Below are 26,369 nucleotides of genomic sequence, written 5' to 3' on the forward strand. Positions count from 1 at the left end.
CTGTGTTTCGGTATGGGGGTGGAGATGATGACCGATAAATTGAAAATTCTCATGATCGCCGCTGAGGCTGTTCCCTTCGTTAAGATTGGGGGGCTCGCGGACGTGGTTGGGTCGTTACCGAAAGCTTTGAGGAAGCTGGGGCACGACGTGAGAATCTGTATTCCGGGCTATGCCTTTATTGACCGTGCTAAATTTCGGTTTAAGAGGACTGCTGAGATATTGGTTCCCATGGGTGATGACCATCACGAGCCTGCGTTGATCGAAGAGGCTCTCCACGAAGGCAATATCCCAGTTTATGCTATTGGAAATACTAGATATTTCGGCAGGGAGAGGGTATATGGGTACTCCGATGATGATGAAAGATTCCTCTTTTTTAGCAGGGCGGTTTTGGAGATGCTCAAAAAGTCCGAGTGGTGCTCCGATGTCTTACATTGCAATGATTGGCATACGGGGGTCATACCCAATTACCTAAAGACCATTTATGAGAATGATCCCTTTTTTAAGCATGCTGCAACGGTTTTCACCATCCACAATTTGGCCTATCAAGGTGCATGTGGACCTGGCACTTGGAGGAAAGGGGAATTGGAGGGATACGATTCTAAATATACCGAAATTGCGGAATTTTCCAGTTTCATGAGCAGAGGGATCTTCTTTTCAGATGTGGTAAACACCGTTAGTGAGAAATACGCGCTGGAAATCCAAACTCCTGAATATGGAGAGGGACTTGACTTATTATTCCGTAAGAGGCGGGAAAGGCTCTTTGGAATATTGAATGGTCTCGATTATGAGGACTATGATCCAGCTACTGACAAGCGAATTCCCGTTAACTATGATGCTACAGCCATCGAGAAGAAGAAAGCAAACAAGTTGGCATTGCAAAAGGAGTGTAATTTACCGGTTAATTCCAGAATGCCACTCATGGGCATAGTCTCTCGCTTAGTGAGTCAGAAGGGACTAGACCTGGTCGCTAACGCCATTCATGGCATCCTGCTACACGATCTTCAGCTTGTATTTTTGGGGACCGGGGACGAATATTTTGAGCGTCTCTTTAGAGGAATTGCCCAAAAATTTCCCACAAAGATTTGTGTTAATATTTCTTTTGATCCCGATCTGGCACGAAGGATTTACGCTGGCAGTGATATGCTTTTGATGCCTTCTCAATTCGAACCCTGTGGCTTGAGCCAACTTATCGCCATGCGCTATGGCACGGTTCCGGTGGTGAGAGCCACAGGAGGCTTGGCTGATACGGTTAAGGATTTCAACCCGTCTACCGGTAAAGGGAATGGTTTTGTCTTTGAACTCTACAACCATTGGGTACTATTTTCGACCATCGTTAGAGCCGTTGAGACTTTCAAACACAAAGCTATTTGGTCTGAGTTGATTAAACGGGGTATGAGTGCCGATCACTCCTGGATGAGCTCAGCGAGAAACTATGTACAATTGTATAAAAAAGCTTTAGAGTTCAGAAGGAAGAGTTGACACTTTGTTGCTGGTTTGGATATAATTACCTGTAACTTTAGCTTTCTAAAGGCTGTGAAGGGGAGTAGTAGATTTAGCATTTGTCACAGCGAACCGGGATTGGTGAAAGCCGGGACAGTTTGCCGAATTGAATGTCGCCCTGGAGCTATCAAGCCCAAAAGAGTGGAAGGGATGTAACTTTTAGTAGGTTTGATCGGTTAGCAGCCGTTACAATGCTATGAGTGCCTCCGTTTAGGAGGAATTTGGGTGGTACCGCGGAAGAAGAACTCTACGAGTTGTAGACCTCTCGTCCCTTGGATGAGGGGTTTTATTGTATGGTCACCAGACGCAAGATGCAGGTTGCATATTATAGATATTTTGACGACTTCTGGAAATATCAAGGAAGTCAATGCAAGGGAGGAAGGATCATGAATTTGAGAAGCGATGTCATGAAAAAGGGGCTAAGCAAAGCTCCCCATCGATCGTTACTTAAAGCAGCTGGATTGAGCGATGAGGAGATAAATCGGCCCTTAATCGGTATCGTCAACTCAGCTAATGAAATCATCCCGGGCCATATTCATCTTGATAAGATCGCTCAGGCTGTGAAAGCGGGGGTGCGCATCGCCGGCGGGACTCCCCTTGAATTTTGTACCATTGGTATCTGCGATGGTATCGCCATGAATCATCCGGGTATGAAATATTCTTTGCCCAGCCGTGAGGTGATTGCCGATTCCATAGAGCTCATAGTGGAAGCGCATCGCTTTGATGCCCTGGTCATGATCCCCAACTGCGACAAAATAGTTCCGGGGATGCTCATGGCGGCGATGAGGATAAACATCCCAACCATCTTCATTAGCGGTGGTCCCATGCTCACGGGGCGATACAAGCGTCGGGATATCGATTTGATCTCCGTTTTTGAAGCCGTTGGCGCCGTTGAAGCTGGTAAAATGAGTCAGGAAGAGCTGGCTAGAATTGAGGATTATGCCTGTCCCAGTTGTGGTTCCTGCTCAGGGATGTTTACCGCGAATACCATGAATTGTTTGACCGAGGCTTTGGGTATGGCTTTACCGGGCAATGGCACTATTCCCGCCGTTTACTCCGAAAGGATTAGATTGGCGAAAAGGGCTGGGATGCAGATAATGGAGCTTTTACAGAGGGATATAAAACCCCGCGACATCATGACGCTTGCGGCTTTTGAGAACGCATTGGCTGTGGATATGGCCCTTGGTGGTTCAACGAATACGGTGCTTCACCTTCCGGCCATCGCATGTGAGGGAGGAATAAATCTCGATTTGGATATCGTTGATAAGATCAGCAACAGTGCTCCCAATCTTTGTCAGATAAGTCCGGCGAGCACTACCCACATTTATGAATTAAATGAAGCCGGTGGGATACCAGCGCTTATGGCCGAACTAGCCAGGGCGAATTTGATACATACCGGTACGATTACGGTGACGGGTAAAACCATTGGAGAAAATATCAAGGATGTTGAAAATCTTAACCCCGAAGTCATAAGACCCATAACCAATCCCTACTCAACGACGGGGGGTCTGGCAATCTTAAGCGGAAATTTGGCTCCCGAAGGAGCGGTGGTCAAACAATCGGCAGTTTTGCCGGAGATGCTTCGGCATTCCGGTCCCGCCAGGGTCTTTGATTCTGAGGAACAAGCCGTTGAGGCAATCATGGGAGGCAAAATAAATAAGGGAGACGTTATCGTCATTCGTTACGAAGGACCGAAGGGTGGTCCGGGAATGAGGGAGATGCTCACTCCCACCTCGGCGGTCGTGGGCATGGGGCTGGATAGGGATGTAGCCCTAATTACTGATGGGCGCTTTTCGGGGGGCACGAGAGGTGCAGCAATTGGACACGTTTCTCCCGAAGCCCAAGAGGGCGGACCCATCGCCATCATACGAGAGGGGGATTTAATCGAAATAGATATCCACGGAAGAAAATTGAATTTAAAATTGGATCAAAGCGAAATGGATAGGAGGATGAAAGAGTGGTCACCTCCTCCTCTTAAAGTCAAGGAAGGATATTTGGCTTTATACGCAAAATTGGTATCATCTGCTTCTGAAGGAGCAATAATTAAGAGGAGTTGATAGTCTCTTAGTCGGGAGTTAGGAGTCAATCCCCCATCCCAAAAAATATGAGCTTAATCTAGAATATAATTACCGTGAATGGTGAACGGTGAACCAGGTAAGAGTGTAACCAATGTCTGCGATTAATACAGTTGGGAGTTAAGGTATTAGATTTTTCACTACCGACTAATCACTACCGACTATCAACTAAGCCGAAGGCTTGAAAGGGGTGGTAAGGTGAAGCTAACGGGAGCCCAAGCAATAGTGAAGAGTTTGGAAAAGGAGGGGGTAGAGGTCATCTTCGGAATTCCGGGGGGAGCCACGCTTCCCATCTACGATGCCCTTCGGGAATCGAAGATAAAACACATTTTGATGAGGCATGAACAAGTCGCAGCGCATGCTTCTGATGGATATGCGAGGGCGACGGGGAAGGTCGGAGTATGCATGGCTACCTCCGGACCGGGAGCGACCAATCTAGTTACCGGCATAGCTAATGCATATATGGATTCGATACCAATCGTGGCCATCACCGGTCAGGTTCCCACACCCGTAATCGGCACCGATGCTTTCCAGGAAGCTGACATCACTGGAATCACCCTTCCCATAGTCAAGCACAGCTATTTAGTGAAGGATGCCAATGAACTACCGAGGGTGATAAAGGAGGCATTTTATATAGCTTCCACCGGGCGACCGGGACCGGTGCTTATCGATGTTCCCAGGGATGTATCTCAAGTTGTCATAAATTATAAATATCCCGAGAGCGTTGATTTATCCGGCTATAAACCCACTTATAGAGGACACGCCAAGCAAATAAGATTAGCGGCGAAAGCCATTATTGAGGCCCAGCGCCCAATCATCTATGCTGGAGGGGGAGTCATCACTTCCGGAGCCTCCGAGGAATTGAAGAAACTCGCTGAGCTGACCCAAATTCATGTGACCACCACGTTGATGGGGAAGGGTGCTTTCCCTGAAACACATCCCCTTTCTCTGGGAATGTTGGGGATGCACGGCACCCGTTATGCCAATTATGCCATGTGCGAAACCGATCTCATCATCGCTGTGGGCGCCCGTTTCGACGACAGGGTGACGGGCAAACTCTCCACTTTCGCTCCCAAAGCAAAGATAATCCACATCGATATAGATCCGGCTGAGATAGGAAAGAATGTGACCACTCATATTCCCATCGTGGGCGATGCCCGATTCATCCTTCATGATCTCATCGCCATCCTCGAGAAACTCTTAGCGGGGGAAAAGATGCAGAATAGGGTGGCATGGAACGAGCAAGTAGAAGAATGGAGGAAGAAATATCCCCTTACTTACAGCAAAGAAGGTGGTTTGAAACCGGAATTCATCGTAGAGCAAATTTATGATCTAACGAAGGATAAAGAGACCATAATAACCACTGGAGTGGGGCAGAACCAAATGTGGGCTGCTCAATATTATAAGGTCACTAAACCCCGGACGTTTCTTTCATCGGGAGGTTTGGGAACCATGGGATTTGGTATGCCCGCGGCAATTGGTGCCCAATTCGGTCGCCCCGATGCCATAGTTATAGATATCGATGGGGATGGTAGTCTGCAAATGGTCTCGCAGGATATTGCAACGGCGGTTATAAATAAGTTGCCCATCAACATCGTCATCATGAACAACGGCTATCTGGGGATGGTCAGACAGTGGCAGCAGCTTTTTTATGAACATCGGTATTACGCTGTCGATTTGATGCCCGGAATTCCGGATTTTGTAAAGCTTGCTGAGGCTTATGGAGCCAAGGGTATGAGGATAACCAAACCGGAGAAGGTAAGACCAGCCTTAGAGGAGGCAATCGCCTCCCCCATGACTGTGATAATAGATTGCTGGATAGAGAGGGAGGAGAATGTATTTCCCATGGTTGCCCCAGGAGCACCCCTTAGCCAGATGATCGGAGGTGAGGGAGAGTGAGACATACCCTATCCGTATTGGTTGAAAATAAACCAGGGGTTTTAGCCAGGGTGTCGAGTCTCTTTAGACGCAGAGGCTTTAATATCCACAGCCTGGCTGTGGGACCCACTGAAAATCTTGAGGTCTCCAGGATGACCATAGTAGTCGATGTCGAGGAGCGCCCCTTGGAGCAAGTGACTAAGCAGCTTCATAAGCTGGTGAATGTGATCAAGATAAGCGATCTCGATCCAAAAGAGTCCGTGGAGAGGGAGTTGGTTTTGATTAAAGTCAACGCCACCGCGGAGGTTAGACCGGAGATCATCGAGATAGTGGATATATTCAGAGCCAAGATAGTGGATGTCAGTCAGACGACTCTTACCATAGAGGTCACGGGAACGGGGGATAAGATCGAGGCGATTGAGGATTTACTTCGACCCTATGGCATAAGAGAGTTGGTTCGCACGGGTAAGGTTGCCTTGCCCAGGGGAGCTAAGGTGGGAGGATAAGTAACAAGGAAAGGAGGTCAAATGGCTAAGATCTACTATGACAAAGATGCCGATTTAGATGTACTTAAGGGCAAGAAGATTGCAATTATCGGCTTTGGTAGTCAAGGACACGCCCATGCCCTCAACTTAAATAATAGCGGTCTGGATGTCATCGTTGGTTTACGCAAAGGGGGCAAATCGTGGCGGAAAGCTCAAGAGAGTGGCCTAAATGTGATGACAATAGCCGATGCTGTAAAATCATCGGATCTTGTAGCCATGCTCACCCCGGATCAAACCCATAGGGATATTTATTATAGCCAAATCCAACCCAACTTGAATAATGGCAATGCGATCCTTTTTGCTCACGGATTTAATATTCACTTCCATCAAATTATCCCCGAACCGAATACGGATGTGATAATGGTTGCTCCAAAGGGACCTGGTCATCTTGTGCGGAGGACTTATCAGGAAGGCACCGGAGTCCCAGCTTTATTAGCTGTTTATCAAGATTATACTGGTAACGCCAAGGAGATAGGATTAGCTTATGCAAAGGGTTTGGGAGCCACTCGAGCCGGAGTCATCGAGACAACCTTCAAGGAGGAAACCGAGACCGACCTATTTGGCGAGCAATGTGTCCTCTGTGGAGGAACAGCGGAACTGATAAAGGCCGGTTTCGACACCCTAGTTGAAGCGGGTTATCAGCCGGAGATAGCCTATTTCGAATGTTTGCACGAGCTCAAACTTATAGTAGACTTAATATACGAAAGTGGCATCAGCGGAATGAGATACTCCGTCAGCGATACCGCGGAATACGGTGATCTTACCCGAGGTAAGAGGATCATAAGCGAGCAAACACGGGATGAGATGCGAAGAATTCTTAGGGAGATTCAATCCGGGGAATTTGCCAAGGAATGGATTTTGGAAAATCAAGCGGGACGCCCCGTTTTTAACGCACTACGAAAGCGCGAGGCTGAGCACTTGATAGAAAGGATAGGAAAAGAGCTTCGGTCCATGATGAGTTGGATCAAAAAATAGTTGCCAGATTTCTGGACCCAGATCCCAGTCGAAATATCTCAAAGATTTTCACCGGCATCTGGTGACTGGAATCTGGGAATTTTGTAAATTGGTTTGTGATTAAAGGCTCAAAATAATAGTATGCACATGAGTCATTTTCAAATGCAAAGTGCTCAAGGGCCGCCCTTGAGCTTCGGGTGCATCGGGTTGCTCGAATTGCGCTCGCGACGCCGTTGCTCACATTTGCTCTGTAAGCGGCTCTTGGCAGCAAGTTTATAGCTTATGACCTAACTATAATTGGGAGGTAGAGTATGAAAAAGGAATATTTAATGACACCGGGACCCACTCCTGTGCCAACCGATGTGCTTCTCGCTCAAGCGAGATGCATGATACACCATCGCACGCCTCTTTTTACGGAAACTCTGCTTTCTTTGATAGGGGACCTTAAATATATCTTTCAAACGAAAAACGACGTACTCATCTTCGCCTCTTCAGGTACGGGAGCCATGGAATCAGCAGTTGTCAATCTATTTTCTCCGGGCGATAAGGTTATCGCCGCAAGCAACGGTAAGTTTGGGGATAGATTTATAAAACTTGCCGAGGTCTATGGTCTCAACGTTGCAAAACTCGAGTACGAATGGAACAAGGTGGTAAATCCAGATGATATTGCAAACCTGCTTGAAAAGGACAAGAATATAAAAGGTATACTGGTGGTCCAAAGTGAGACCTCCACGGGAATCCTCAATGATATTAAGACTATAGGAGAGATCGTTGAAGACCATCCGGCCGTTTTGGTGGTGGATTCCATAACTGGAATAGGCGCCGTGGAGTGCAAAACCGATGAGTGGCACCTGGATGTGGTCATGACCGGGTCTCAAAAGGGTTTGATGCTCCCACCTGGTTTAGCCTGCGTGAGCGTAAGCGATAAGGCTTGGGAGGCGGTTGAAAGGTCTACTTTGCCGAAGTTTTATTTTAGTTATAAGAAGTATCGCGATGCATTGGGTAGATCCTCCCCTCAAACTCCCTTTACCCCCCCAATTTCACTGATGATGGCATTGAGGGAGGCTTTAAGGCTGATCAGGGAAGAAGGGTTGGAAAACGTTATTAGGCGCCACGCCATTTTGGCTGAGGCTGTCCGCCAGGGAGTCCAAGCTTTGGGTTTGGAGCTTTTTGCTCCCCCTGGAGGGAGAGGAAATGCGGTGACACCCGTTAAGGTCCCCCAGGGGATAGATGGAACGAAAATTGTAAAAATCATGCGTGATAAATATGGAATTACCATAGCCGGTGGTCAAGAGCACCTGAAGGGAAAGATTTTCAGAATTGGTCATCTGGGCTATTTTGATAGGTTTGACATCATCACCACCCTATCGGGTTTGGAGAGCACTCTCTCCGAGTTGGGTTACCCCCTCGAATTTGGAACCGCGATTAAGGCGGCGGAGGAAGTATTCAGGGAAAATCCACTCTAATGATAAATGGGTGAATGGGTGAATGGGAAACAATAACCCAATAACCCAGTAACTTAGTAACCCAATAACCGAGGTTGGAGGGAAGATAAATGAAAGTCTTAATCACGGAAAAGATCGCAGAAAATGGGATCGAACAGCTAAAGGCAGCAGGCTTCGATGTTGATGTTAAACTAAATATAGCCCCAGAGGAGCTCAAGGAATGCATCAAAGATTATGATGCCCTGATAGTTCGAAGTGGAACCAAGGTCACCGAGGAAGTTATATCTAACGCCAAGAACCTCAAAATAATCGGCAGAGCGGGTATTGGAGTCGATAATATCGATGTTAATGCCGCTACAAAGGGGGGAATAATTGTAGCCAATGCTCCTCAGAGCAATATCATTTCCGCGGCGGAGCATACCATTGCCTTGCTCTTTGCCCAGTGCAGAAATATTCCATCGGCTCATGTCCATTTGAAATCGGGAAAGTGGGAAAGATCCAAATTCCAGGGTGTTGAGGTGTGTGATAAGACATTGGGCATCGTAGGTTTGGGACGCATTGGTACATTGGTGGCTACTAGAGCACACGGTTTGGGGATGAAGGTAATCGCCTATGACCCATACGTTTCCGAGGAGCGCTTTGAGCAGTTGGGTGTGGAGCGAGCGGAAAAGCTCGAGGATTTATTGAAGGTTTCCGACTTTATATCCGTTCATGTCCCCAAGACCAAGGAGACAACGGATATGTTTGGAGAGAAGGAATTCACGCTGATGAAAGAGGGCGTACGCATAGTGAACACTGCTCGAGGAGGTATCTTCCAAGAAAAAGCCCTCATAAAGGCCCTTAAGGGGGGGAAAGTCGCCAGTGTGGCGGTCGATGTTTTCGAGAAAGAACCCTGTACTTCGAGCCCTTTGTTTGAATTTGAGCAGGTCGTGGTGACTCCCCATCTTGGCGCTTCGACTCAGGAAGCTCAGGATAAAGCGGGAATCATGATCGCTGAGCAAATAATCGCCGCCCTCAAGGGTGGAGTGGTCACGAATGCGGTAAACATCCCAGTGGTCCCGACGGAGGTAGCTGAAGCGCTGAAACCATTTCTGCCTCTCGCGGAGCAGTTGGGCAACCTCTATATTCATTTAGCGAAGGGGAAGTTGGGTCATCTGGAGGCCGAATACTCCGGAGAAATTGCCCAGTGCGATACGAGACTCCTCACCAATTCCATACTCAAGGGTTTATTCGCTTCCGTGGTTGAGGAACCCATAACCTTGGTCAATGCACCAGTTATTGCTAAGGAAAGGGGAGTAAGGATAAAGGAGAGCAAGAGCACCATCTCCAGGGATTATATCAACCTCATCACTCTTAGGGGCAGGGATGCCCAGGGAGAATTATCCGTTGCCGGCACGGTCATAGGCAAAAAGGATGAACCTCGTTTTGTGGGTATTTACGAGTATGAAATAGATATAATACCCTCAAAGTATATGTTGTTTGTGAAGTACATCGACCGCCCAGGGATGATCGGTGCCGTGGGTTCTAGCATGGGGCGAGCGAATATTAATATTGCCAGCATGCAGGTGGGGCGGAAGAGGATCCGAGGCGAAGCGGTTATGGGACTCAACTTGGACGATCCCGTACCCGATCACGTGGTGGAGCAAATCAGGCAAATTCCTGGGATTTCCGATGTATGGTTCATCGTTTTGGAGGGAGCGCAGGAAAAAATTGGCATCATTGAATAAACCCGTTAACAGGTAAATAGGTCACCCAACAACCAAATAAGTATGGAAGGGATTTTCATGAAGAAACGAGTTTATATTTTCGACACAACTTTAAGGGACGGGGAACAATCTCCGGGCATCAGTCTCAATGTCAGGGAGAAAGTGGAAATAGCCGAACAACTAGCTAGGCTGGGAGTGGATGTAATTGAGGCTGGTTTTCCCATCACCTCTGTGGGAGACTTTGAGGCGGTGAAGGCTATCGCTAAGAAGGTCAAGGGACCCGTCATTTGTGCGCTCGCCCGAGCTGTCAGTGAGGATATCGATCGGGCTTGGGAAGCCGTTAAATGCGCTGAAAGGCCCCGCATCCATACTTTCATTGCCACTTCGGATATCCACATCGAGCGCAAGCTCAGAAGAACCCGCGAGGAAGTACTTCAGATGACCGAGGAAGCCGTGAAGCGAGCCAAGAGGTATACCCCGGATGTGGAATTTTCTCCGGAGGATGCCACGCGCTCCGAATTCGAATATCTGTGTAAGGTCATAGAGGTGGCTTTGGAAAGTGGAGCCACTGTGATAAATATCCCCGATACCGTGGGTTATGCTCTCCCTGAGGAATTTGGCAAGCTCATTCGGAATTTGAGAAAGTCCGTTCCAGGTCTCGGTGAGGTCATTTTGAGCGTTCATTGCCATAATGATCTGGGCTTGGCTGTAGCCAATTCCCTAGAAGCGGTCATAAACGGTGCCAATCAGGTTGAATGTACGATCAATGGTCTTGGGGAGAGAGCGGGTAATGCCTCCCTTGAGGAGATAGTAATGATTTTGGATACCCGCTACCGCTCTCTGGGCAAAAGAACAAACATCAATACAGAGGAAATAATGAGAACTAGCAGGTTGGTGAGTTCTCTCACCGGCTATCACGTTCAATATAATAAGGCCATCGTGGGAGCCAACGCTTTTGCCCATTCTTCGGGAATCCACACTGATGGGATGCTCAAGGATAGAACCACTTACGAAATTATTGATCCTCGGAAGATAGGTCTTGCGGCGAGCAGATTGGTATTGGGAAAAACTTCGGGACGGCACGGTTTCAGAAAACGCCTTGAGGAGTTGGGTTACACCTTAAGCGATGAAGAATTCGAAAGGGCCTTCAACCGATTCAAAGATTTAGCGGACAAGAAAGCTCAGATCACCGATGATGATCTTGAAGCCATAGTAGCCGATGAGATATATACCGGCATTGAAGCCTATCGTCTGAATTATCTTGAGGTCACAAGCGGCACAGGAGTGACGCCAAAGGCAACCGTCAAACTCGTCAGAAATAGCCAAGTCTTTGAGGAATCAGCCAGGGGAGATGGTCCAGTCGATGCAGCGTTTAAGGCCATCGATAAAATCATTGGTTTAAAGAATAAGCTCTTGAACTTTTCCATCAGTGCCGTCACAGGGGAGAAAGAGGCTCTGGGGGAGACAAATTTACGATTGGAAGTTGAAGGGCGAATAGTATTTGGTAGGGGTGTAAGCACCGATATTATAGAAGCGAGCGTCAGAGCATATCTTAACGCATTGAACAAGATACTCACTAAATGAAGTGGTAATATGGGGATGACCATAACCGAAAAAATTTTGGCGGTTCATGCTAGCAAACGCGAGGTAAGTCCGGGTGAGCTAATTAATGTAAAATTGGATGTAGTTTTGGGAAATGATGTCACCACACCCTTAGCCATTGAGGGATTTAAAAAAATTGGGGTATCCAAGGTTTTCGATCCAAATAAGGTGGTGCTCGTTCCGGATCATTATACTCCTAACAGGGATATAAAAGCGGCAGAGCAATGTAAAATCTTACGAAATTTTGCCCACGAACAGGGTTTAACCCATTATTACGAAGTCGGCCGGATGGGCATAGAACATGCTCTCCTCCCGGAAGAGGGATTGGTTCTTCCAGGAGAGGTGATCATTGGAGCGGATTCTCACACATGTACCTATGGTGCCCTGGGTGCTTTCGCCACGGGTGTGGGGAGCACCGATATGGCTGCGGGAATGGCTCTGGGAGAGCTTTGGTTTAAAGTTTCCCCCACCATTAAATTCGTTTATTACGGAAAGCTTAATGATTGGGTTACTGGCAAAGATCTCATTCTTTATACCATAGGAAGAATAGGTGTAGATGGAGCTCTCTATAGGACCCTGGAGTTTTGTGGAGAGGTCATCAGTAATCTATCCATGGATAGCAGATTCACGATGGCGAATATGGCCATTGAAGCCGGAGCCAAAAGTGGAATCATTGAACCAGACCAGATAACTTTGGATTATGTAAACCCCAGAGCACGGCGCCCTTTTACGGTTTATAAAAGCGACGAAGATGCAAATTACGAGAGAACATTTGAATTCGATGTCTCACGGATAGAGCCCCAAGTTGCTTTCCCTCATCTACCATCAAATGTGAAGCCCATAAGTGAGGTAGGAGATGTACCCATTGATCAAGTTGTCATCGGTTCCTGTACCAACGGTCGTCTTGAAGATCTCCGAATCGCGGCTCGGATTTTAAGGGGACGAGAGGTCTATCCAAAAGTTCGCTTGATTATAATCCCTGCCACTCAAGGAATATATGCACAGGCTATACGGGAAGGCTTGATTGAGGTATTCATAAGTGCTGGAGCAGCTGTGAGCACCCCTACTTGCGGTCCCTGTTTGGGGGGACATATGGGAGTCCTTGCCGAGGGGGAAAGGGCTTTAGCAACCACCAATCGGAATTTCGTTGGTCGGATGGGACATCCAAAGAGTGAAGTTTATCTGTGTGGACCGGCAGTGGCTGCTGCCTCTGCAGTGCTTGGGAAAATTGCAGGTCCCAACGATTTGTAAAGGAATGACTGGTCCCTTATCCCTTTGGAGGTATAAGTGATTTACCAGGGCAAGGCGCATAAATATGGGAGAGATATAAATACGGATGTCATAATCCCGGCCAGATATCTAACGACATTTGATCTTCAGGAGCTGGGCAAGCACTGTATGGAGAATTTGGATCCGAGTTTTATCTTTAAAATAGAAAAGGGAGATATTCTCGTGGCTGAGGAGAATTTCGGTTGTGGATCCTCAAGGGAACACGCTCCCCTTGCCATCAAAGCAGCTGGTATTTCCTGTATCATAGCTAAATCCTTTGCCAGGATATTTTTCCGCAACGCGATCAATATTGGGCTCCCCATTTTGGAATGTCCGAAAGCGGTGGATGGAATAAACACTGGGGACCAGATAAAGGTGGATACTGAGAAGGGGCAGATAATTAATCTATCCACGGGAAAAATTTTTGAAGTCAAACCATTCCCCGATTTCATCCAAGAGATAATCGAGCGGGGCGGGCTCATAAATTATGTGAAAGAGCGATTGAAGGTTAAAGGTTAAAAGGTTAAAGGTTCTAGGTTGTGGGTGTAATGTTCACGAACATTGGTAACACTTATATTGTTTGGGGCATCCCTCCGAGTGCTAGCTGCTGCGAGCCTACTCACTGCTCTCTTAAGGGCAACACCCTCCATAAGTTCGGGTCGGGCTGTTGCCGCCGCTGTTCGAGCCTTGCTCGCTTAACGGTTCTCTTAAGATGCACTCTCCAGGATAACCCCAAATTACTATGAAATTCTCAAGAGAGTGGTAACCAATGTCTGCGATTAATACATGTAGGTTCTAAGTTAAGGTTAAAGGTGAAAGTATGTCTAACGAACAACGAACAACGAACAGCGAGCAACGATATAGGATCGGTGTCATTCCCGGCGATGGTACCGGACCGGAGGTTATCCGAGAGGGCTTAAAGGTTTTGAGGTCGGTCAGCGGAGTTATGAGGTTTCAATGCGAGTTTGTGGAATACGACTTTGGAGGGGAGAGATACTTACGCACCGGGGAAACAATTCCAGACTCCGCAATCGAGGAATTCAAAAGACTGGACGCCATATATTTGGGGGCAATAGGACATCTCCAGGTGAAGCCCGGTATTCTGGAGCGGGGCATTTTGTTGAAGATAAGATTCGCTCTCGATCAATACATAAATCTAAGGCCGGTAAAGCTCTACCCGGGAGTGGAGACGCCAATAAAGGGGAAGGGACCCGAGGATATAGATTTCGTGGTGGTCAGAGAGAACACCGAGGGACTATACGTCGGAGCAGGTGGGTTTCTGAGGAAGGGAACGCCAAATGAAGTGGCCATCCAGGAGAGCATCAACACCCGGAGGGGTGTGGAAAGATGCATCAGATACGCCTTTGAATTCTGCAGAAAAAGGGATAAAGCCAAGAAGGTTACCCTCTGTGGAAAAACCAATGTTCTAACCTATGCCCACGATCTATGGCAGCGAACCTTCGACGAGGTTGGGAGGGAATATCCCGATATAACCAAGGATTATGCCCATGTTGATGCAATCTGCATGTGGATGGTCAAGAATCCTGAATGGTTCGATGTCATCGTCACCGATAACATGTTCGGGGATATCATCACCGATTTGGGAGCCATGATTCAAGGGGGAATGGGTATAGCCGCCGGTGCCAATATTAATCCTGAAGGCACTTCTATGTTTGAGCCCATCGGCGGTTCAGCGCCGAAGTATGCTGGGAAAAATGTGATTAATCCATTGGCGGCAATCTCAGCTGCACAGCTCATGTTGGATTTTTTGGGGGAGAGTAAGGCTGCAAAACTCGTTGAGAAGGCGATCATCAAGGTGACCAGTGAGAAGATCAAGGGTCTTGCAGCTGGGCAAATGGGTTACACCACCACCGAGGTCGGGGATATGGTTGCCCAATTCGTAACCGAAGGCTAATGGGTTAAAGGTTAAAGGTTGATGGGAACCCAATAACCCAATAACCCAAATTATCCCAAATAAGGGGGGAATGTTATGCCCATACAAAAGGTGGAGAAAATATGGATGAATGGCAAGTTGGTCGATTGGGATGATGCCAAGGTTCATGTTTTAACTCACGCCCTCCATTATGGCTCTGGGGTATTTGAGGGAATTCGTGCCTATGAAACCAATAAAGGTACCGCCATCTTTCGCCTCACCGATCACATGAAAAGGCTAGAACGTTCAGCGAGAATCTACCTCATGGAACTGCCCTACAGTGTGGAAGAACTCGTTAGGGCCACAAAGGAAACCATTCGCGTCAACAATCTCAAAAGCTGCTACATTCGTCCCATAGCCTTTCGAGGCTATGGGGAGATGGGTCTCAATCCTCTTCAAGCACCCGTCGATGTAGCCATCGCAGTCTGGCCTTGGGGAGCTTATCTCGGTGAAGAGGGAATAAAACATGGCATTAGAGCCATGATCTCCTCCTTTCATCGCATAGATCCGAATTCCCTTCCCCCCGTGGCTAAGGCAACCGGGCAGTACATCAATTCTATCCTCGCAAAAATTGAAGCCATCTTTGGTGGATACGATGAAGCGATTTTGCTGGATTCAAGAGGCTTTGTCTCTGAGGGATCTGGTGAGAACATCTTCGTGATAAAAGATGGTATTATATATACACCTTCCACGGCATCCAGCATCTTGGAGGGAATTACCAGGGATACGGTGATGAAGACCGCTGTCGATATGGGTTATCAGGTGATTGAGAGAGATCTGGTTAGAAGCGATTTATTCCTCGCCGATGAGGTTTTCTGTACGGGGACGGCGGCGGAAATTACTCCCATCAGGGAGATAGATAAGCGCTTCATCGGCGAACCTGGACCGATAACACGAAAGTTGCAGGAGAAATTCTATGCTATAGTACGGGGTGAGGAAGAAAAATACATGCATTGGCTGGAATTTGTGTAATTGAAGGAATAAGGCTTGCGCCTTAGTTCCTTTGAAGTAAGTGTGATTAAAATGGCAATGGCGAAGGTAAAGTTATATGATACGACCTTGAGGGATGGAGCTCAGAGGGAAGGTCTATCCTTCACGGTCGATGATAAATTGAAAATCGCTCAAAAGCTGGACGAGCTTGGCATCCACTATATCGAAGGTGGATGGCCTGGCTCGAACCCAAAGGATATTGAATTTTTCAGGGGGATTAAGGATTATCCCATCAGAAATGCAACGATTGTCGCCTTCGGCAGCACAAGGCGTAAAAATACCCTTCCCGATGAAGATCAAAATCTTAAGGCTTTGATCAAAGCGGGTACACCCGCGGTGTGCATTTTCGGGAAAAGTTGGGATGTTCATGTGACCAGCGCTTTGGTCACCACACTTGAGGAGAATCTCAAGATGATCTTCGATTCCGTTTCATTCTTGAAGAATCGTGGTTTTGAGGTCATCTATGACGCTGAACATTTCTTCGATGGATACAGAAATAATGAAGATTACGCCATGAAGACCCTAAAAGCCGCTGTGGATGCCGGTGCCGATTGGATTGTTCTGTGCGATACAAATGGAGGCACATTACCCCTGGAAATAAGAGAGATTATTAGAGCCGTTAAAGCTAAAATAAAAGTTCCCTTGGGGATACACGCCCATAACGATGCCGATTGCGCTGTTGCCAATTCCATCGTCGCCGTTGAAGAGGGTGTAACCCAGGTACAGGGAACAATCAACGGATACGGCGAGAGGTGCGGTAATGCTAATCTCGTGTCCATTATCCCCAATTTAGTCCTTAAGCTTGGCATACCTTGTTTGAGTCGAGAGAAGCTTCCCTTGCTTACGGAGGTTTCCCACCACGTAAGCGAGATTGCCAACATCGCCCCTGATACTCATCAGCCCTACGTGGGACAGAGCGCCTTTGCTCACAAGGGAGGAGTCCACGTCAGCGCCATTTTAAGGCAAAAGGGAGCGTATGAGCATGTAGATCCAGAAGTTGTGGGCAATGTGCAACGCATCTTGGTTTCCGAGCTATCCGGGACAACCACCCTTCTACAGAAAGCCAAGGAGCTCGGTATCGATCTCATGGAGAAGAAAGACCGGATGGCCGATATCCTAAAGAAGCTGAAGAAGCGTGAGCACGAAGGCTATCATTTTGAAGTTGCTGATGGGTCATTCGCCCTGTTCATTCTGAAGAACATTGGAACTTATCGACCTCTGTTTGAGCTGGAGAGCTTTGAGGTGGGAATCGACAGATGGCGTACGGGAAGATTCGAGACTCAGGCCATCGTAAAGTTGCGAGTGAAGGGCAAAAGGATCGTGGAGGTGGCTGAGGGCAATGGTCCAATTAATGCGCTTGATCGTGCCCTGCGTAGGGCGTTGGAACCCCTGTATCCGGATCTTTCCCGCATAAAGCTGACCGATTATAAAGTACGCGTTCTGGATAGGAGAAAGGGAACCGCTGCAGTCGTACGCGTCCTCATAGAAAGCACGGATGGGGAAAGTACCTGGGGCACCGTGGGGGTCTCCGAAAATATCATTGAAGCCAGTTGGCAGGCTCTAGTCGACGGAATCGAATATGGACTGTTACGAAAGGCGTTGAAAGCCAAGTCATAAGGTGAACAGAGAGAATGAAATTGGTGCGATTTCTGCATGGTCATAGGGTGCGTTTTGGAATTCTTGAGCGTGGTGTGATTCGATCCATCTTTGGTACCGCTTTTGAAGTTTGCTCGTCAAAGAGTGGCTGTGAACAGGATCCAAAATTTACTGGTGAGGAGTATTCTATTGAGGAAGTTAAAATACTTGCCCCAGTGGAGCCATCCAAGGTAGTCGCGGTGGGATTAAACTATGTCGACCATGCCAAAGAACTTAATATGCCTTTACCGGACGAACCCATCCTCTTTTTGAAACCCTCGACTTCGGTCATCGGTCCCGAGGAGGATATAATTTATCCCCTAATGTCAAAACGCGTGGATTACGAAGCTGAACTGGCTGTGGTTATTGGGGGCAAAGTGAGATATCTATCTCCGGAGGAAGCTCCCGAGCATATTCTCGGTTTTTGCTGCTCTAATGATGTTACCGCCCGAGACTTGCAGAGCAAAGATGTACAGTGGACGAGAGCGAAAAGTTTTGACACTTTTACCCCCATTGGTCCCTGGATTGTTACGGATTTAGATCCGAGTGACCTCCGCATCGAATTACTGCTCAATGGCAAAGTGAGACAATCTTCCTCCACTTCGAAGATGATTTTCGATGTCAATCATTTGGTCAGTTTTATTTCCCAGATTATGACCCTTCTTCCAGGCGATGTAATCATGACCGGTACCCCTCCAGGTGTTGGCTCCATGAAGGTTGGAGATGTCGTCGAAGTCCGCATCGAAGGAATCGGAGTTTTAAGAAATCTCATTGCCACCCAAGTGTCCGACACTAAATAAGCCTTTTACCTGGCACAATGAAAAAATAACTGCATATTTGGTTGGCTTTGAAATATTGTTGAAATATAATTCATAAATTAATAACTATCTAAGGAAAAGGTTATTATGCCCAGACCTCCACGAGAAATTGTTCCGGGTGGCATCTATCACATAACCACCAGGGGAAATAACCGACAAGATATATTTCTCGACAAAGAAGACAGACAAACTTACTTAAGTTTCTAGTTATCTCTCATACATAGATTGCAAATCAGATGAGCTTCTTGACCATAAGGAGATCTTGAGCCTGTTCGGGAAGAAGGATTCCACTCAGAGGAGAAAATATCGGCAGTTTGTTGAAGATGGAATTGCCCTTTGGAAATTGTATGTACCAAGGAAGTTCAACGAAAATCAGTTCAGTAAAATGTGGTGAGGGCAGCGAAAGTGCTGGTGAAATATTTGCGAGGTGTCGGACACTAAAAGGGAGCGCTCATGAACACGGCCAAATTGGAGAGATTTAAACCGTTCTTGTTAATTCTTCTAATTTTACTTTTATTTCCTTCGACGGTCTATGCGGATAAAGGCATGATCCCTCTTTCTGATGTCTCTCCTTATGAACCCGGTCAAAAAGCGATCCTTGCATGCAATGGTGAGGAAGAAGTGCTCATCCTCTCAACGGATGTTTCCGCCAGCAAACATTCTTTATTTTAGAAGTCTTACTTCTACCTTCAAAACCGGAAATTAAGGAGGGAACCATTAAATCCTTTGAGAGGATGGAGAAATTGATCGGCGAGCGAATGAAAGATGTCTATGGACTACGGGGGTTGAAAGAAGGGGCTCCGGGTGTAGAAATAATCTTCCACAAGAGGATAGGAGCCCATGACCTCACCGTGGTCAAGGTGAGAAGTTATCAAGAATTTTTGAAATGGATTGCTGATTTTCTCAAAGATAAGAAGATCAAACACGAGGTTGATTCACCGAGGTTGCGCGAATTAATCTCAATATATTTGGAGCAGGGACTAAATTTCTTTGTCTTTGACCTCATAACGGTTGATCCGGAGCCACGGAGTATAAAGCCCTTAATATACAAATTTAAGAGCGACTCTCTTTATTATCCATTGGAGATTTCCTCCCTTGCTTCGGGCAATACTAGACTCTCGCTGTTCATCATCACCAAAGATAAATTAGACTCTTCGTCCCTTGAGAAAGTTCGATTGTATCCCGGTCTAACCCCTCCCTTTCGCGTGGGGGAAGACGAGCTCAGAAAGATCAGTCCAGAGGTCTCCCGGTTGTTTAATGGTTATGCTTGGCTTACTCCTGCCCATTACATCGGTCCGATTCAATTTTTGAGCGGAGATTTGCAGATACCCATAAAATCGAGGATTGAAGATAGGGGCATTGAGCGGTTGATGCCTATAGTCTTGGCGATTTTCGTGGCGATGTTTAGCTGTATTTTAGCTTGCCTTCTTATTTTGCTGAGGTTACAAAGAAGAATTGTTGAACTGGAGGAAAAGCTTCGGAAAGGAAATCAGTGATGGAATATCTTTTCAGACCGTGGAGGATGAAATATATCATGAGCGAGAAAGCCAAAGGTTGCATCTTTTGTGATAAACCTAAGGAAAACAGGGATAAAGAGAACTACATCCTTTACAGGGCTAAAACCTGCTTCATTATGCTAAATATCTATCCCTACAACAGTGGTCATCTTATGATCGCTCCCTACAAGCACATTCCGGATTTGGAAGGACTGGAGGATCACGAGCTCTCAGAGTTGATGCTGGTCACAAGGAAGAGCATCCAAATCCTCACCAAGGCGATAAAGCCCGATGGGTTCAATATCGGCATGAATCTGGGAAGAGTGGCGGGTGCAGGTGTAGAGGAGCACATCCACATTCATATGGTCCCAAGATGGAACGGGGACACGAATTTCATGCCTACGATTGGGGATACCAAAATCATCCCCGAACTCCTGGATGCCACATACGAAAAACTCAAACAAGCCTTAAAATAAGCCACCTCCACAATCTTCAGGTGGACATGCTCGTTTTCCATCGATGCATGTTGAGTAATTGATATTTTTATTTCGATGAAGGATCTTTTCCAATTTTACTCTATGGTCCCAATTATCGTGTGTAATCGATAAGCAGGGGATAAACAAAATTGTGATTATTAAAATGTTGACAATCATGTACATTTAGGGTGTACTTTAAGATGTGACAAAGGAGTGGTCTCATGAGTAAAATTATAGGGGTTACCGAAGCTCGCTCAAAATTAAGGAAGATTCTCGATGAGATTTCGAAAAAAAGAGAGCCTTACATATTAACGAGGGGAAGCAAACCCGAGGCAGTTATAATTCCATATGAGGAGTATCTGGCAATTGAGGAGCGAACAAAAAAACTCTGGAATGAGCGTTTTGAGCTAGCTCTTAGGAAGTCTCGCGCGCTCTTTAACGAGTGGTTGCGCAAGAAGGGTTACGATCCAGAAAAGCTGACAGAGGAAGAGGTAGAAAGGATAATTCGAAGTGCCTGAGGAGCCGCGGGTTGTCCTCGACACTAACGTTTTTGTCTCCGGCATTCTCTTTGGTGGATTATCGGGTGAGATTATTGAATTGTGGCGGGAAGGGGCTTTCAATCTCATCATCTCTCCTGAAACTTTGGCTGAGCTCATTGGAAAGCTAAAGTTTAAATTTGGCCTGCCCAGTGAACTTGCCAATGAGTGGCAAGATCTTTTAAGCGAGCGTAGTATCCCCGTTATCCCCGAATACACCACTAAAATCTGTCGCGATCCCGAGGACGATAAGTTCATCGACGTGGCTTTGGCAGCTAAGGCTGATTACTTGGTTACAGGAGATAAGGACTTGCTCGTGCTTAAAAACTATCGCGGGGTGAAGATTTTAAAGCCAAAAGAATTCCTGGCGTTGATGAGAAAATAGACCATCTGAGCATTTCGTCTTCTTTTTTTATGCTGTTAACCATCCACCATCAACAACTACTGTATGTCCCGTGATGTATTCGCTCTCATCACTTGCTAAAAAGGCGACTGCGTTTGCAATATCATTGGGTTTATATTCACAAAGCCCCCTTTGTCGCACAATAGATATTTTACAAGGAGGGCGTTTAATTATGGCATCATTAGTGAGCTAGGAATCATCTGCATGGCTTGGCTTTTTGAAGTTCATATATAAAACATCAGCCTCTTTATCGTATGCTGTCCAAATCCTTGAATATGGGACTTTCAATAACTCAGGCACAATCCATATTCTCTCAATTCCTCTTGCAAATATTAAGATTGCTCATAGGCATGACGCCACGATAGGCAAAATGGAGCGCCAGCGAGATTTTGCCTAACGTGTTGAGCGTATCTGAAGTCCAGCCATTAGGCTGGAGTTAGGCGAAGGTGTGAAGCATCGTAGCCAAATACGCTCTGTTAGGCGACGTGGCGAATTATTTCAAGAATATCTTTTACAAGGTTAGGTAATATCATCTTTAGTGTCGAAGATAATTCCATAGAGGGAAATAGATTCGCCGGTTGAATGGCGAAGATTATGACCGTTTCTGGGCATTCACCTAATTTATTGGAGAGCTCAATCATATTTAATAAATCGTATTCGTGAGTGGACTGCCCTGAACTTCGTTTGATAGATTTTATATTTTCTGGACTAAAACATCGTTTTTCACCTGGCGAGCCCCCAAAATCTACAGCATCAACTATTATTGCAGCATCAAGTTCAGTTAGAGCATGAAGTAAATTCAGACTACTCATTCCTATATCAATAATAAAAACATTTTCAGGCAGGGTTTCATTCTTCAGTAGTGCCAATACAGCAATACCTACACCATCATCACCCATGAGGCTATTCCCTACTCCAATTATACCTATCCTCTTTGGTTTCTTTGACCTCGACCTCGAAAGGGAATCACTGCTGCTACTTACAGCTACTTTCATACAAATCGTACCTGTAAATAATGGGTAGAACACGATATGCAAGGATCATATGCCCTAACAAGCATCTCCAATTTATGTTCAATTTCATTTCTAGGTTGATCCAGAAGAGTCGGGGCAAAGGCTTCCATATCTTTTTGTATATTTTCGTGATTTTGATTAGTCGGTATAATATAATTGGCATTGATGCATTTACCATGTTCGTCGAAGGTATAATCGTGAAATAGTATACCACGGGGAGCTTCAACCACACCTATACCGCGACCAGCCTTTACTACTATTTCCACTTTTTCTTCTTCTAATCCATTATCAAGCAGCCTTTCAATGATGCAAATAGACTCTTCCAAAGAATGGACAACCTCTACTAATTGTGCGACATTATTCATGAATGGATTAAAACACGGTACCTTCAAACCAAATCTTTCAGCGACTTCTTTTGCTAAAGCCGTCAACCTTGAACTGCTAAGGTTACATCTTGCTAAAGCACCAACCATATACGAATCTCTATCGTGCTTTGTATGTTTTGCAGTAGAATGCGGCACCACAAATTCGTTTGTGATCGATAGGTAATCCACGAGTTCGTGTTTTCCTGTATCTGTAGAGCCTATCATACCATCGTACAAGGCGTACTCCTCGTCTGATATTAAACCAATATACTCGGTTTCACGGCTGAAGTCGGGTAATTTATCAACATTAGCCGATACAAACCCAGCGACATCCAATGCTGTTTCAATTGCATTCACGAGTCTTGCTTTGAAATCTATTAATTCCTTCTCCTCTGGTAGCTTTGTAAAACCGCCGACAATGAAACAGATAGGATGTGTTGTCCTTCCACAAATTAAATCCGATAATTCATTTCCAAGACGATGAATGTTAATAATTTTGACCACCGCTTCCTTGTGTATCTCAATAAGTGGGAACACACTTCCAACACCAAATAGGTCCGGTGCTACGAGATATCCAACATGAAGGATATGACTTTGTATATTCTCGGCATGTTTAGTTAATTTTCTGAGAAGCAACGTTTGGTTTGAAATATTAACGCCCATCGCATTTTCTGTAGCTTTCAGAGACGCCAATGCGTGAGATATTGAACATATTCCGCAGATTCGAGATGCAATGTGAGAAAGCTCACTATAATCCCTCCCAACCATCATTGCTTCAAAAAAACGAGGGGCTTCTGGGACTTGCCACTGAACAGACAGGAGCTTTCCGTTCTTTGCATCCAGAACAATGTTTCCATGCCCCTCTACCCGCGTGATATGTTCTAATCGAATTTTCAGTTCTTGACTCATTTGGATATCACCCCCTTATAGCAAAATAGTTCAAACCGATTTAGCGCATCCTCTACCGTGAGACCATATTTTTGCAGGATCTCTAGTTCGGAATCTAAGTTGGGATCTGCCACCAGCCCCCTGCAACCTTTACACTCGTTCCTGTTTGTTGGGCAGATTGCATCGCAACCTGCTCGAGTCACAGGTCCAAGACAGAACTTTCCTTCCTCAAATACACAGATATTTTCGCGCTTTTTGCATTCAACACATACAGGATAATTTGGGATTTCGGGCTTTTTTCCTAGAGCGAGTGAGGTTATAACTTTTGCAAGTTCATCTCTATTTATCGGGCAGCCTGGAACATAATAATCAACTTTAACTACATCATCAACTGATTTCGTTGGGAATACATCAAAGTATGGGTTATTCTTTAGATCTGCACCACCATACACCTTCTTCACTTCATTTATTGGAAAACGATTCCTCAATGCATTTATGCCACCGATACAGGCACACGCACCCAGCGGTACGAGGATATTTGCACGGCTACGAATTACTTTCAATCGTTCTTCATCTATGGGTCTGGCAATAGAGCCTTCGATAAATGCTATATCATAATCATCTGAATGTTCTTTCATAGCTTCTCTAAACGAAACCACATCAACGATGTCGATTAAATCAATTACCGATTCTTCAAGATTTATTACCTGAAGTTGACAGCCTTCACAAGATGCGAAATCAAAAAATGCAACCTTCGGTTTCATTATAATGCCTCCTGTAAATCTTTAATCTCAGTATAATTGAACACAGGTCCGTCCTGACATACATAAATACCATTAATCTGACAATGCCCACACTTACCAACACCACATTTCATCCTGCGTTCAAGCGAAAGTATAATATGGTCATCTGGTAAGTCTCTCTCCTTAAGTGATTTTATGACGAATTTGTACATAATTGGTGGACCACAAACTACTGCATAAGTTGTATTAATGTCAAAATCAACTTTTGGAATAAGCGTTGTTATAACTCCTACATTGTAATTCCAATGTTCCCCCTCAGGAACTGCATCAACTGTTAAATGGAGTTCAGTATCTTTTCGTTGGCCCCAGGCTGTAACCTCATTAGTAAAAAGGAGTTCATGGGGTGCCTTACAACCGTATAAGATCGTTACTTTCCTATAATCCGCTCTATGCTCGAAGACGTAATTAATTAAGGACCGTAAGGGCACAATTCCAAGCCCACCACATATAAACAAAATATCTTTGTCTTTCAAAAACTCTGTATCAAAACCAATTCCAAACGGCCCTCTAATACCTACTTTGTCGCCTTTTTTCAGTCTATGCATTGCATTAGTAACATTTCCTACCCTACGCACACAAAGTTCGAATGTTTGGCTTTGGGTAGGTGACGATGAGACAGATATCGGTGCTTCTCCAATACCCATAATAGAGACTTCTACAAATTGACCAGGTTTATGGCCTAGCGGGTTTCCATCATCAAGCGTGATTTCAAAGAGATTTTCTAACTCCGTAAATCTATTGATATTTTTTATTGTTGCCGCCCTTGGTAGATATATTGAGTCATTATTCATTCGATCACCTCCTTTAGCGAGTTAAAGACTTTGCATGGGTCTGCAATATCTGGAAGACAACTTGATGCACATCTCCCACACCCAATACACGCAATAAATCCAAATTTATCATAAAGGTATTTTCCTTTTCTCATAAACCTATGCCTGTATCTTGCAGCTCTATCCTTTCTGAAGTTTTCTCCGGTGGCAACCTTTGCAAAATCCTCAAGCAAGCATCCATCCCAAGTTCGAATCCTTTCGCCAGTCTTCAAATTTAGTTCTGTTATATCCTGTACATCGAAGCAGTAACATGTAGGACACACAAAATTGCAAGACCCACAAGATAGGCACTTTTGTGCATTTTTCTCCCATAGCTCATTATCATAATTTTCTTCTAAAAGTTTAGGCAGTTCTTCAGATGAAAAATTGAGTTGCTTTTCGAATTTTGATCCTATTTCTGTTTTGATACGTTGAACTTCTCTCGTAGTATCATTATCCGCTTCTGAGACTTTTGCATACTTTTCAATAAGATTTTTTCCTTTTATAGAACCGATTTCTATAGCATATTTATCACCGATATTTGTTAACATAAGATCAAAACCACGATCTGTAGTTGCTGCTCCCATACTGCCTGAAAATGCATATGACGAAACATTTTGTATATTTGTGCCTATAAGGATTGATGCCTCGCGCTTTCTAATGTAATTATAGTCCGGATTTGAATCTTTAAACACTTTGTCCATCTGTTCAATCGCAATAAGATCATAAGGATGTATGCCGATAATAATTAAAGGCGTGACTTCATTTACCGCTTGCACCGAAAATTTGCCTGTAAAATCATATCTTAATAATGTTTCAGTTGGCGGCAAAAAATACTTATTAGGCGACAGCATTGTCACATCATACTCAAGTCGAAGTTCATCAGCTGAATTTAGCGTATCATATATAAATTTATTCCTTTTAGATTTCACTCCTACAACAGTTCTTGAATCATTCTTTATCAGCGTATTAACAAAGTTTAAGAAATCATCTTTCTTAACGAGTTTCATACCAAATCCTCCCTTATTCTTATCGTGTTTCGCAGCATCCGCATATTTATCTTCTTGCATTGTTATCTACTCCTTTTATTTTAATTTTTTTGAATCCCTACCATATCTCTCTTTAGCCGTCGAATGATTGATAGCGCCATGTCGCCTAACGTTTTGCGGATAAAAGAAGTTTTTGCGAAGCGAAAATTTGGGTAAAGGCTAAAAGTCTGAACCTTTTATG

The 26,369-nt window shown here is 45.4% G+C and carries 25 protein-coding genes, 1 pseudogene and 1 other annotated feature; of the genes and pseudogenes, 19 read left to right on the top strand and 7 right to left on the bottom strand.

Annotated features, from left to right (window positions below; genetic code table 11):
- Positions 1-27: 27 nt before the first annotated feature.
- The 17 genes from QMD66_01745 (at position 28) to QMD66_01825 (ending at position 20,322) form a co-directional block, all read left to right on the top strand.
- Positions 28-1,479, top strand: a complete 1,452-nt coding sequence (locus QMD66_01745; protein ID MDI6821591.1) for a glycogen synthase — start codon at positions 28-30, stop codon at positions 1,477-1,479.
- A gap of 45 nt (positions 1,480-1,524) precedes the next feature.
- Positions 1,525-1,776: a binding site (T-box leader), on the top strand.
- A 116-nt stretch (positions 1,777-1,892) separates the two neighbouring features.
- Entirely contained in the window at positions 1,893-3,557 is a 1,665-nt protein-coding gene (gene ilvD / locus QMD66_01750; GenBank protein MDI6821592.1) for a dihydroxy-acid dehydratase, read from the top strand.
- A gap of 216 nt (positions 3,558-3,773) precedes the next feature.
- Positions 3,774-5,474 (top strand): biosynthetic-type acetolactate synthase large subunit, encoded by a 1,701-nt coding sequence (gene ilvB / locus QMD66_01755; protein MDI6821593.1) that lies wholly within the window; start codon positions 3,774-3,776, stop codon positions 5,472-5,474.
- Complete coding sequence (ilvN, locus tag QMD66_01760; GenBank protein MDI6821594.1) at positions 5,471-5,959, top strand: acetolactate synthase small subunit; 489 nt, start codon at positions 5,471-5,473, stop codon at positions 5,957-5,959. The genes ilvB and ilvN overlap by 4 nt, the downstream gene beginning before the upstream one ends.
- A 21-nt stretch (positions 5,960-5,980) precedes the next feature.
- Positions 5,981-6,973, top strand: a complete 993-nt coding sequence (ilvC, locus tag QMD66_01765) for a ketol-acid reductoisomerase (GenBank protein MDI6821595.1) — start codon at positions 5,981-5,983, stop codon at positions 6,971-6,973.
- A 290-nt stretch (positions 6,974-7,263) separates the two neighbouring features.
- A complete protein-coding gene (locus QMD66_01770; protein ID MDI6821596.1) occupies positions 7,264-8,418 on the top strand; it encodes an alanine--glyoxylate aminotransferase family protein in 1,155 nt (384 codons plus the stop codon).
- An 89-nt stretch (positions 8,419-8,507) separates the two neighbouring features.
- Positions 8,508-10,124, top strand: a complete 1,617-nt coding sequence (gene serA / locus QMD66_01775; GenBank protein ID MDI6821597.1) for a phosphoglycerate dehydrogenase — start codon at positions 8,508-8,510, stop codon at positions 10,122-10,124.
- A 57-nt stretch (positions 10,125-10,181) separates the two neighbouring features.
- Complete coding sequence (locus QMD66_01780; GenBank protein ID MDI6821598.1) at positions 10,182-11,687, top strand: 2-isopropylmalate synthase; 1,506 nt, start codon at positions 10,182-10,184, stop codon at positions 11,685-11,687.
- A gap of 9 nt (positions 11,688-11,696) precedes the next feature.
- Positions 11,697-12,956 (top strand): 3-isopropylmalate dehydratase large subunit, encoded by a 1,260-nt coding sequence (leuC, locus tag QMD66_01785; protein MDI6821599.1) that lies wholly within the window; start codon positions 11,697-11,699, stop codon positions 12,954-12,956.
- Between the two features lie 36 nt (positions 12,957-12,992).
- A complete protein-coding gene (locus QMD66_01790; protein ID MDI6821600.1) occupies positions 12,993-13,493 on the top strand; it encodes a 3-isopropylmalate dehydratase small subunit in 501 nt (166 codons plus the stop codon).
- Between the two features lie 301 nt (positions 13,494-13,794).
- Complete coding sequence (locus QMD66_01795; GenBank protein MDI6821601.1) at positions 13,795-14,889, top strand: 3-isopropylmalate dehydrogenase; 1,095 nt, start codon at positions 13,795-13,797, stop codon at positions 14,887-14,889.
- Positions 14,890-14,964: 75 nt separating this feature from the next.
- Positions 14,965-15,879, top strand: a complete 915-nt coding sequence (locus QMD66_01800) for a branched-chain amino acid transaminase (GenBank protein ID MDI6821602.1) — start codon at positions 14,965-14,967, stop codon at positions 15,877-15,879.
- A gap of 51 nt (positions 15,880-15,930) precedes the next feature.
- Positions 15,931-17,514 carry a citramalate synthase gene (cimA, locus tag QMD66_01805; protein ID MDI6821603.1) on the top strand — a complete coding sequence of 528 codons (1,584 nt, stop codon included), beginning with the start codon at positions 15,931-15,933 and terminating at the stop codon, positions 17,512-17,514.
- 14 nt (positions 17,515-17,528) lie between these two features.
- Positions 17,529-18,332, top strand: coding sequence for a fumarylacetoacetate hydrolase family protein (locus QMD66_01810; GenBank protein ID MDI6821604.1), 804 nt, complete (start codon positions 17,529-17,531; stop codon positions 18,330-18,332).
- A gap of 471 nt (positions 18,333-18,803) precedes the next feature.
- The gene (locus QMD66_01815) at positions 18,804-19,022 is read left to right on the top strand and encodes a hypothetical protein (GenBank protein ID MDI6821605.1); all 219 of its coding nucleotides are present in this window, start codon (positions 18,804-18,806) and stop codon (positions 19,020-19,022) included.
- Between the two features lie 62 nt (positions 19,023-19,084).
- A complete protein-coding gene (locus QMD66_01820) occupies positions 19,085-19,846 on the top strand; it encodes a DUF2330 domain-containing protein (GenBank protein ID MDI6821606.1) in 762 nt (253 codons plus the stop codon).
- A complete protein-coding gene (locus QMD66_01825; protein ID MDI6821607.1) occupies positions 19,846-20,322 on the top strand; it encodes an HIT domain-containing protein in 477 nt (158 codons plus the stop codon). The genes QMD66_01820 and QMD66_01825 overlap by 1 nt, the downstream gene beginning before the upstream one ends.
- Here the strand turns inward: QMD66_01825 and QMD66_01830 are convergent.
- The gene (locus QMD66_01830; GenBank protein ID MDI6821608.1) at positions 20,314-20,499 is read right to left on the bottom strand and encodes a hypothetical protein; all 186 of its coding nucleotides are present in this window, start codon (positions 20,497-20,499) and stop codon (positions 20,314-20,316) included. The two genes, QMD66_01825 and QMD66_01830, sit on opposite strands and share 9 nt — an antisense overlap.
- Before the next feature lie 44 nt (positions 20,500-20,543).
- On the opposite strand from QMD66_01830, the gene QMD66_01835 reads away from it, so the two are divergent.
- Positions 20,544-20,840 carry a type II toxin-antitoxin system Phd/YefM family antitoxin gene (locus QMD66_01835; GenBank protein ID MDI6821609.1) on the top strand — a complete coding sequence of 99 codons (297 nt, stop codon included), beginning with the start codon at positions 20,544-20,546 and terminating at the stop codon, positions 20,838-20,840.
- Positions 20,833-21,243 (top strand): putative toxin-antitoxin system toxin component, PIN family, encoded by a 411-nt coding sequence (locus tag QMD66_01840; protein ID MDI6821610.1) that lies wholly within the window; start codon positions 20,833-20,835, stop codon positions 21,241-21,243. Before QMD66_01835 ends, QMD66_01840 begins: the two co-directional genes overlap by 8 nt.
- Before the next feature lie 27 nt (positions 21,244-21,270).
- On the opposite strand, the pseudogene QMD66_01845 reads toward QMD66_01840, so the two are convergent.
- The 6 genes and pseudogenes from QMD66_01845 to QMD66_01870 all read right to left on the bottom strand — a co-directional run bounded on the left by QMD66_01845 (position 21,271) and on the right by QMD66_01870 (position 26,209).
- Positions 21,271-21,375, bottom strand: a pseudogene (locus QMD66_01845) (SDR family oxidoreductase).
- Between the two features lie 362 nt (positions 21,376-21,737).
- Entirely contained in the window at positions 21,738-22,256 is a 519-nt protein-coding gene (locus tag QMD66_01850; GenBank protein ID MDI6821611.1) for a hydrogenase maturation protease, read from the bottom strand.
- The gene (locus QMD66_01855; protein MDI6821612.1) at positions 22,253-23,548 is read right to left on the bottom strand and encodes a Ni/Fe hydrogenase subunit alpha; all 1,296 of its coding nucleotides are present in this window, start codon (positions 23,546-23,548) and stop codon (positions 22,253-22,255) included. The genes QMD66_01850 and QMD66_01855 overlap by 4 nt, the downstream gene beginning before the upstream one ends.
- Complete coding sequence (locus tag QMD66_01860; protein ID MDI6821613.1) at positions 23,545-24,291, bottom strand: NADH:ubiquinone oxidoreductase; 747 nt, start codon at positions 24,289-24,291, stop codon at positions 23,545-23,547. The genes QMD66_01855 and QMD66_01860 overlap by 4 nt, the downstream gene beginning before the upstream one ends.
- Positions 24,291-25,121 (bottom strand): FAD/NAD(P)-binding protein, encoded by an 831-nt coding sequence (locus QMD66_01865; protein ID MDI6821614.1) that lies wholly within the window; start codon positions 25,119-25,121, stop codon positions 24,291-24,293. The genes QMD66_01860 and QMD66_01865 overlap by 1 nt, the downstream gene beginning before the upstream one ends.
- Positions 25,118-26,209, bottom strand: coding sequence for a 4Fe-4S dicluster domain-containing protein (locus QMD66_01870; protein ID MDI6821615.1), 1,092 nt, complete (start codon positions 26,207-26,209; stop codon positions 25,118-25,120). The genes QMD66_01865 and QMD66_01870 overlap by 4 nt, the downstream gene beginning before the upstream one ends.
- Between the last annotated feature and the right edge of the window lie 160 nt (positions 26,210-26,369).

Source organism: Actinomycetota bacterium, from assembly GCA_030018275.1.
Classification (GTDB): domain Bacteria; phylum Actinomycetota; class Aquicultoria; order Subteraquimicrobiales; family Subteraquimicrobiaceae; genus Subteraquimicrobium.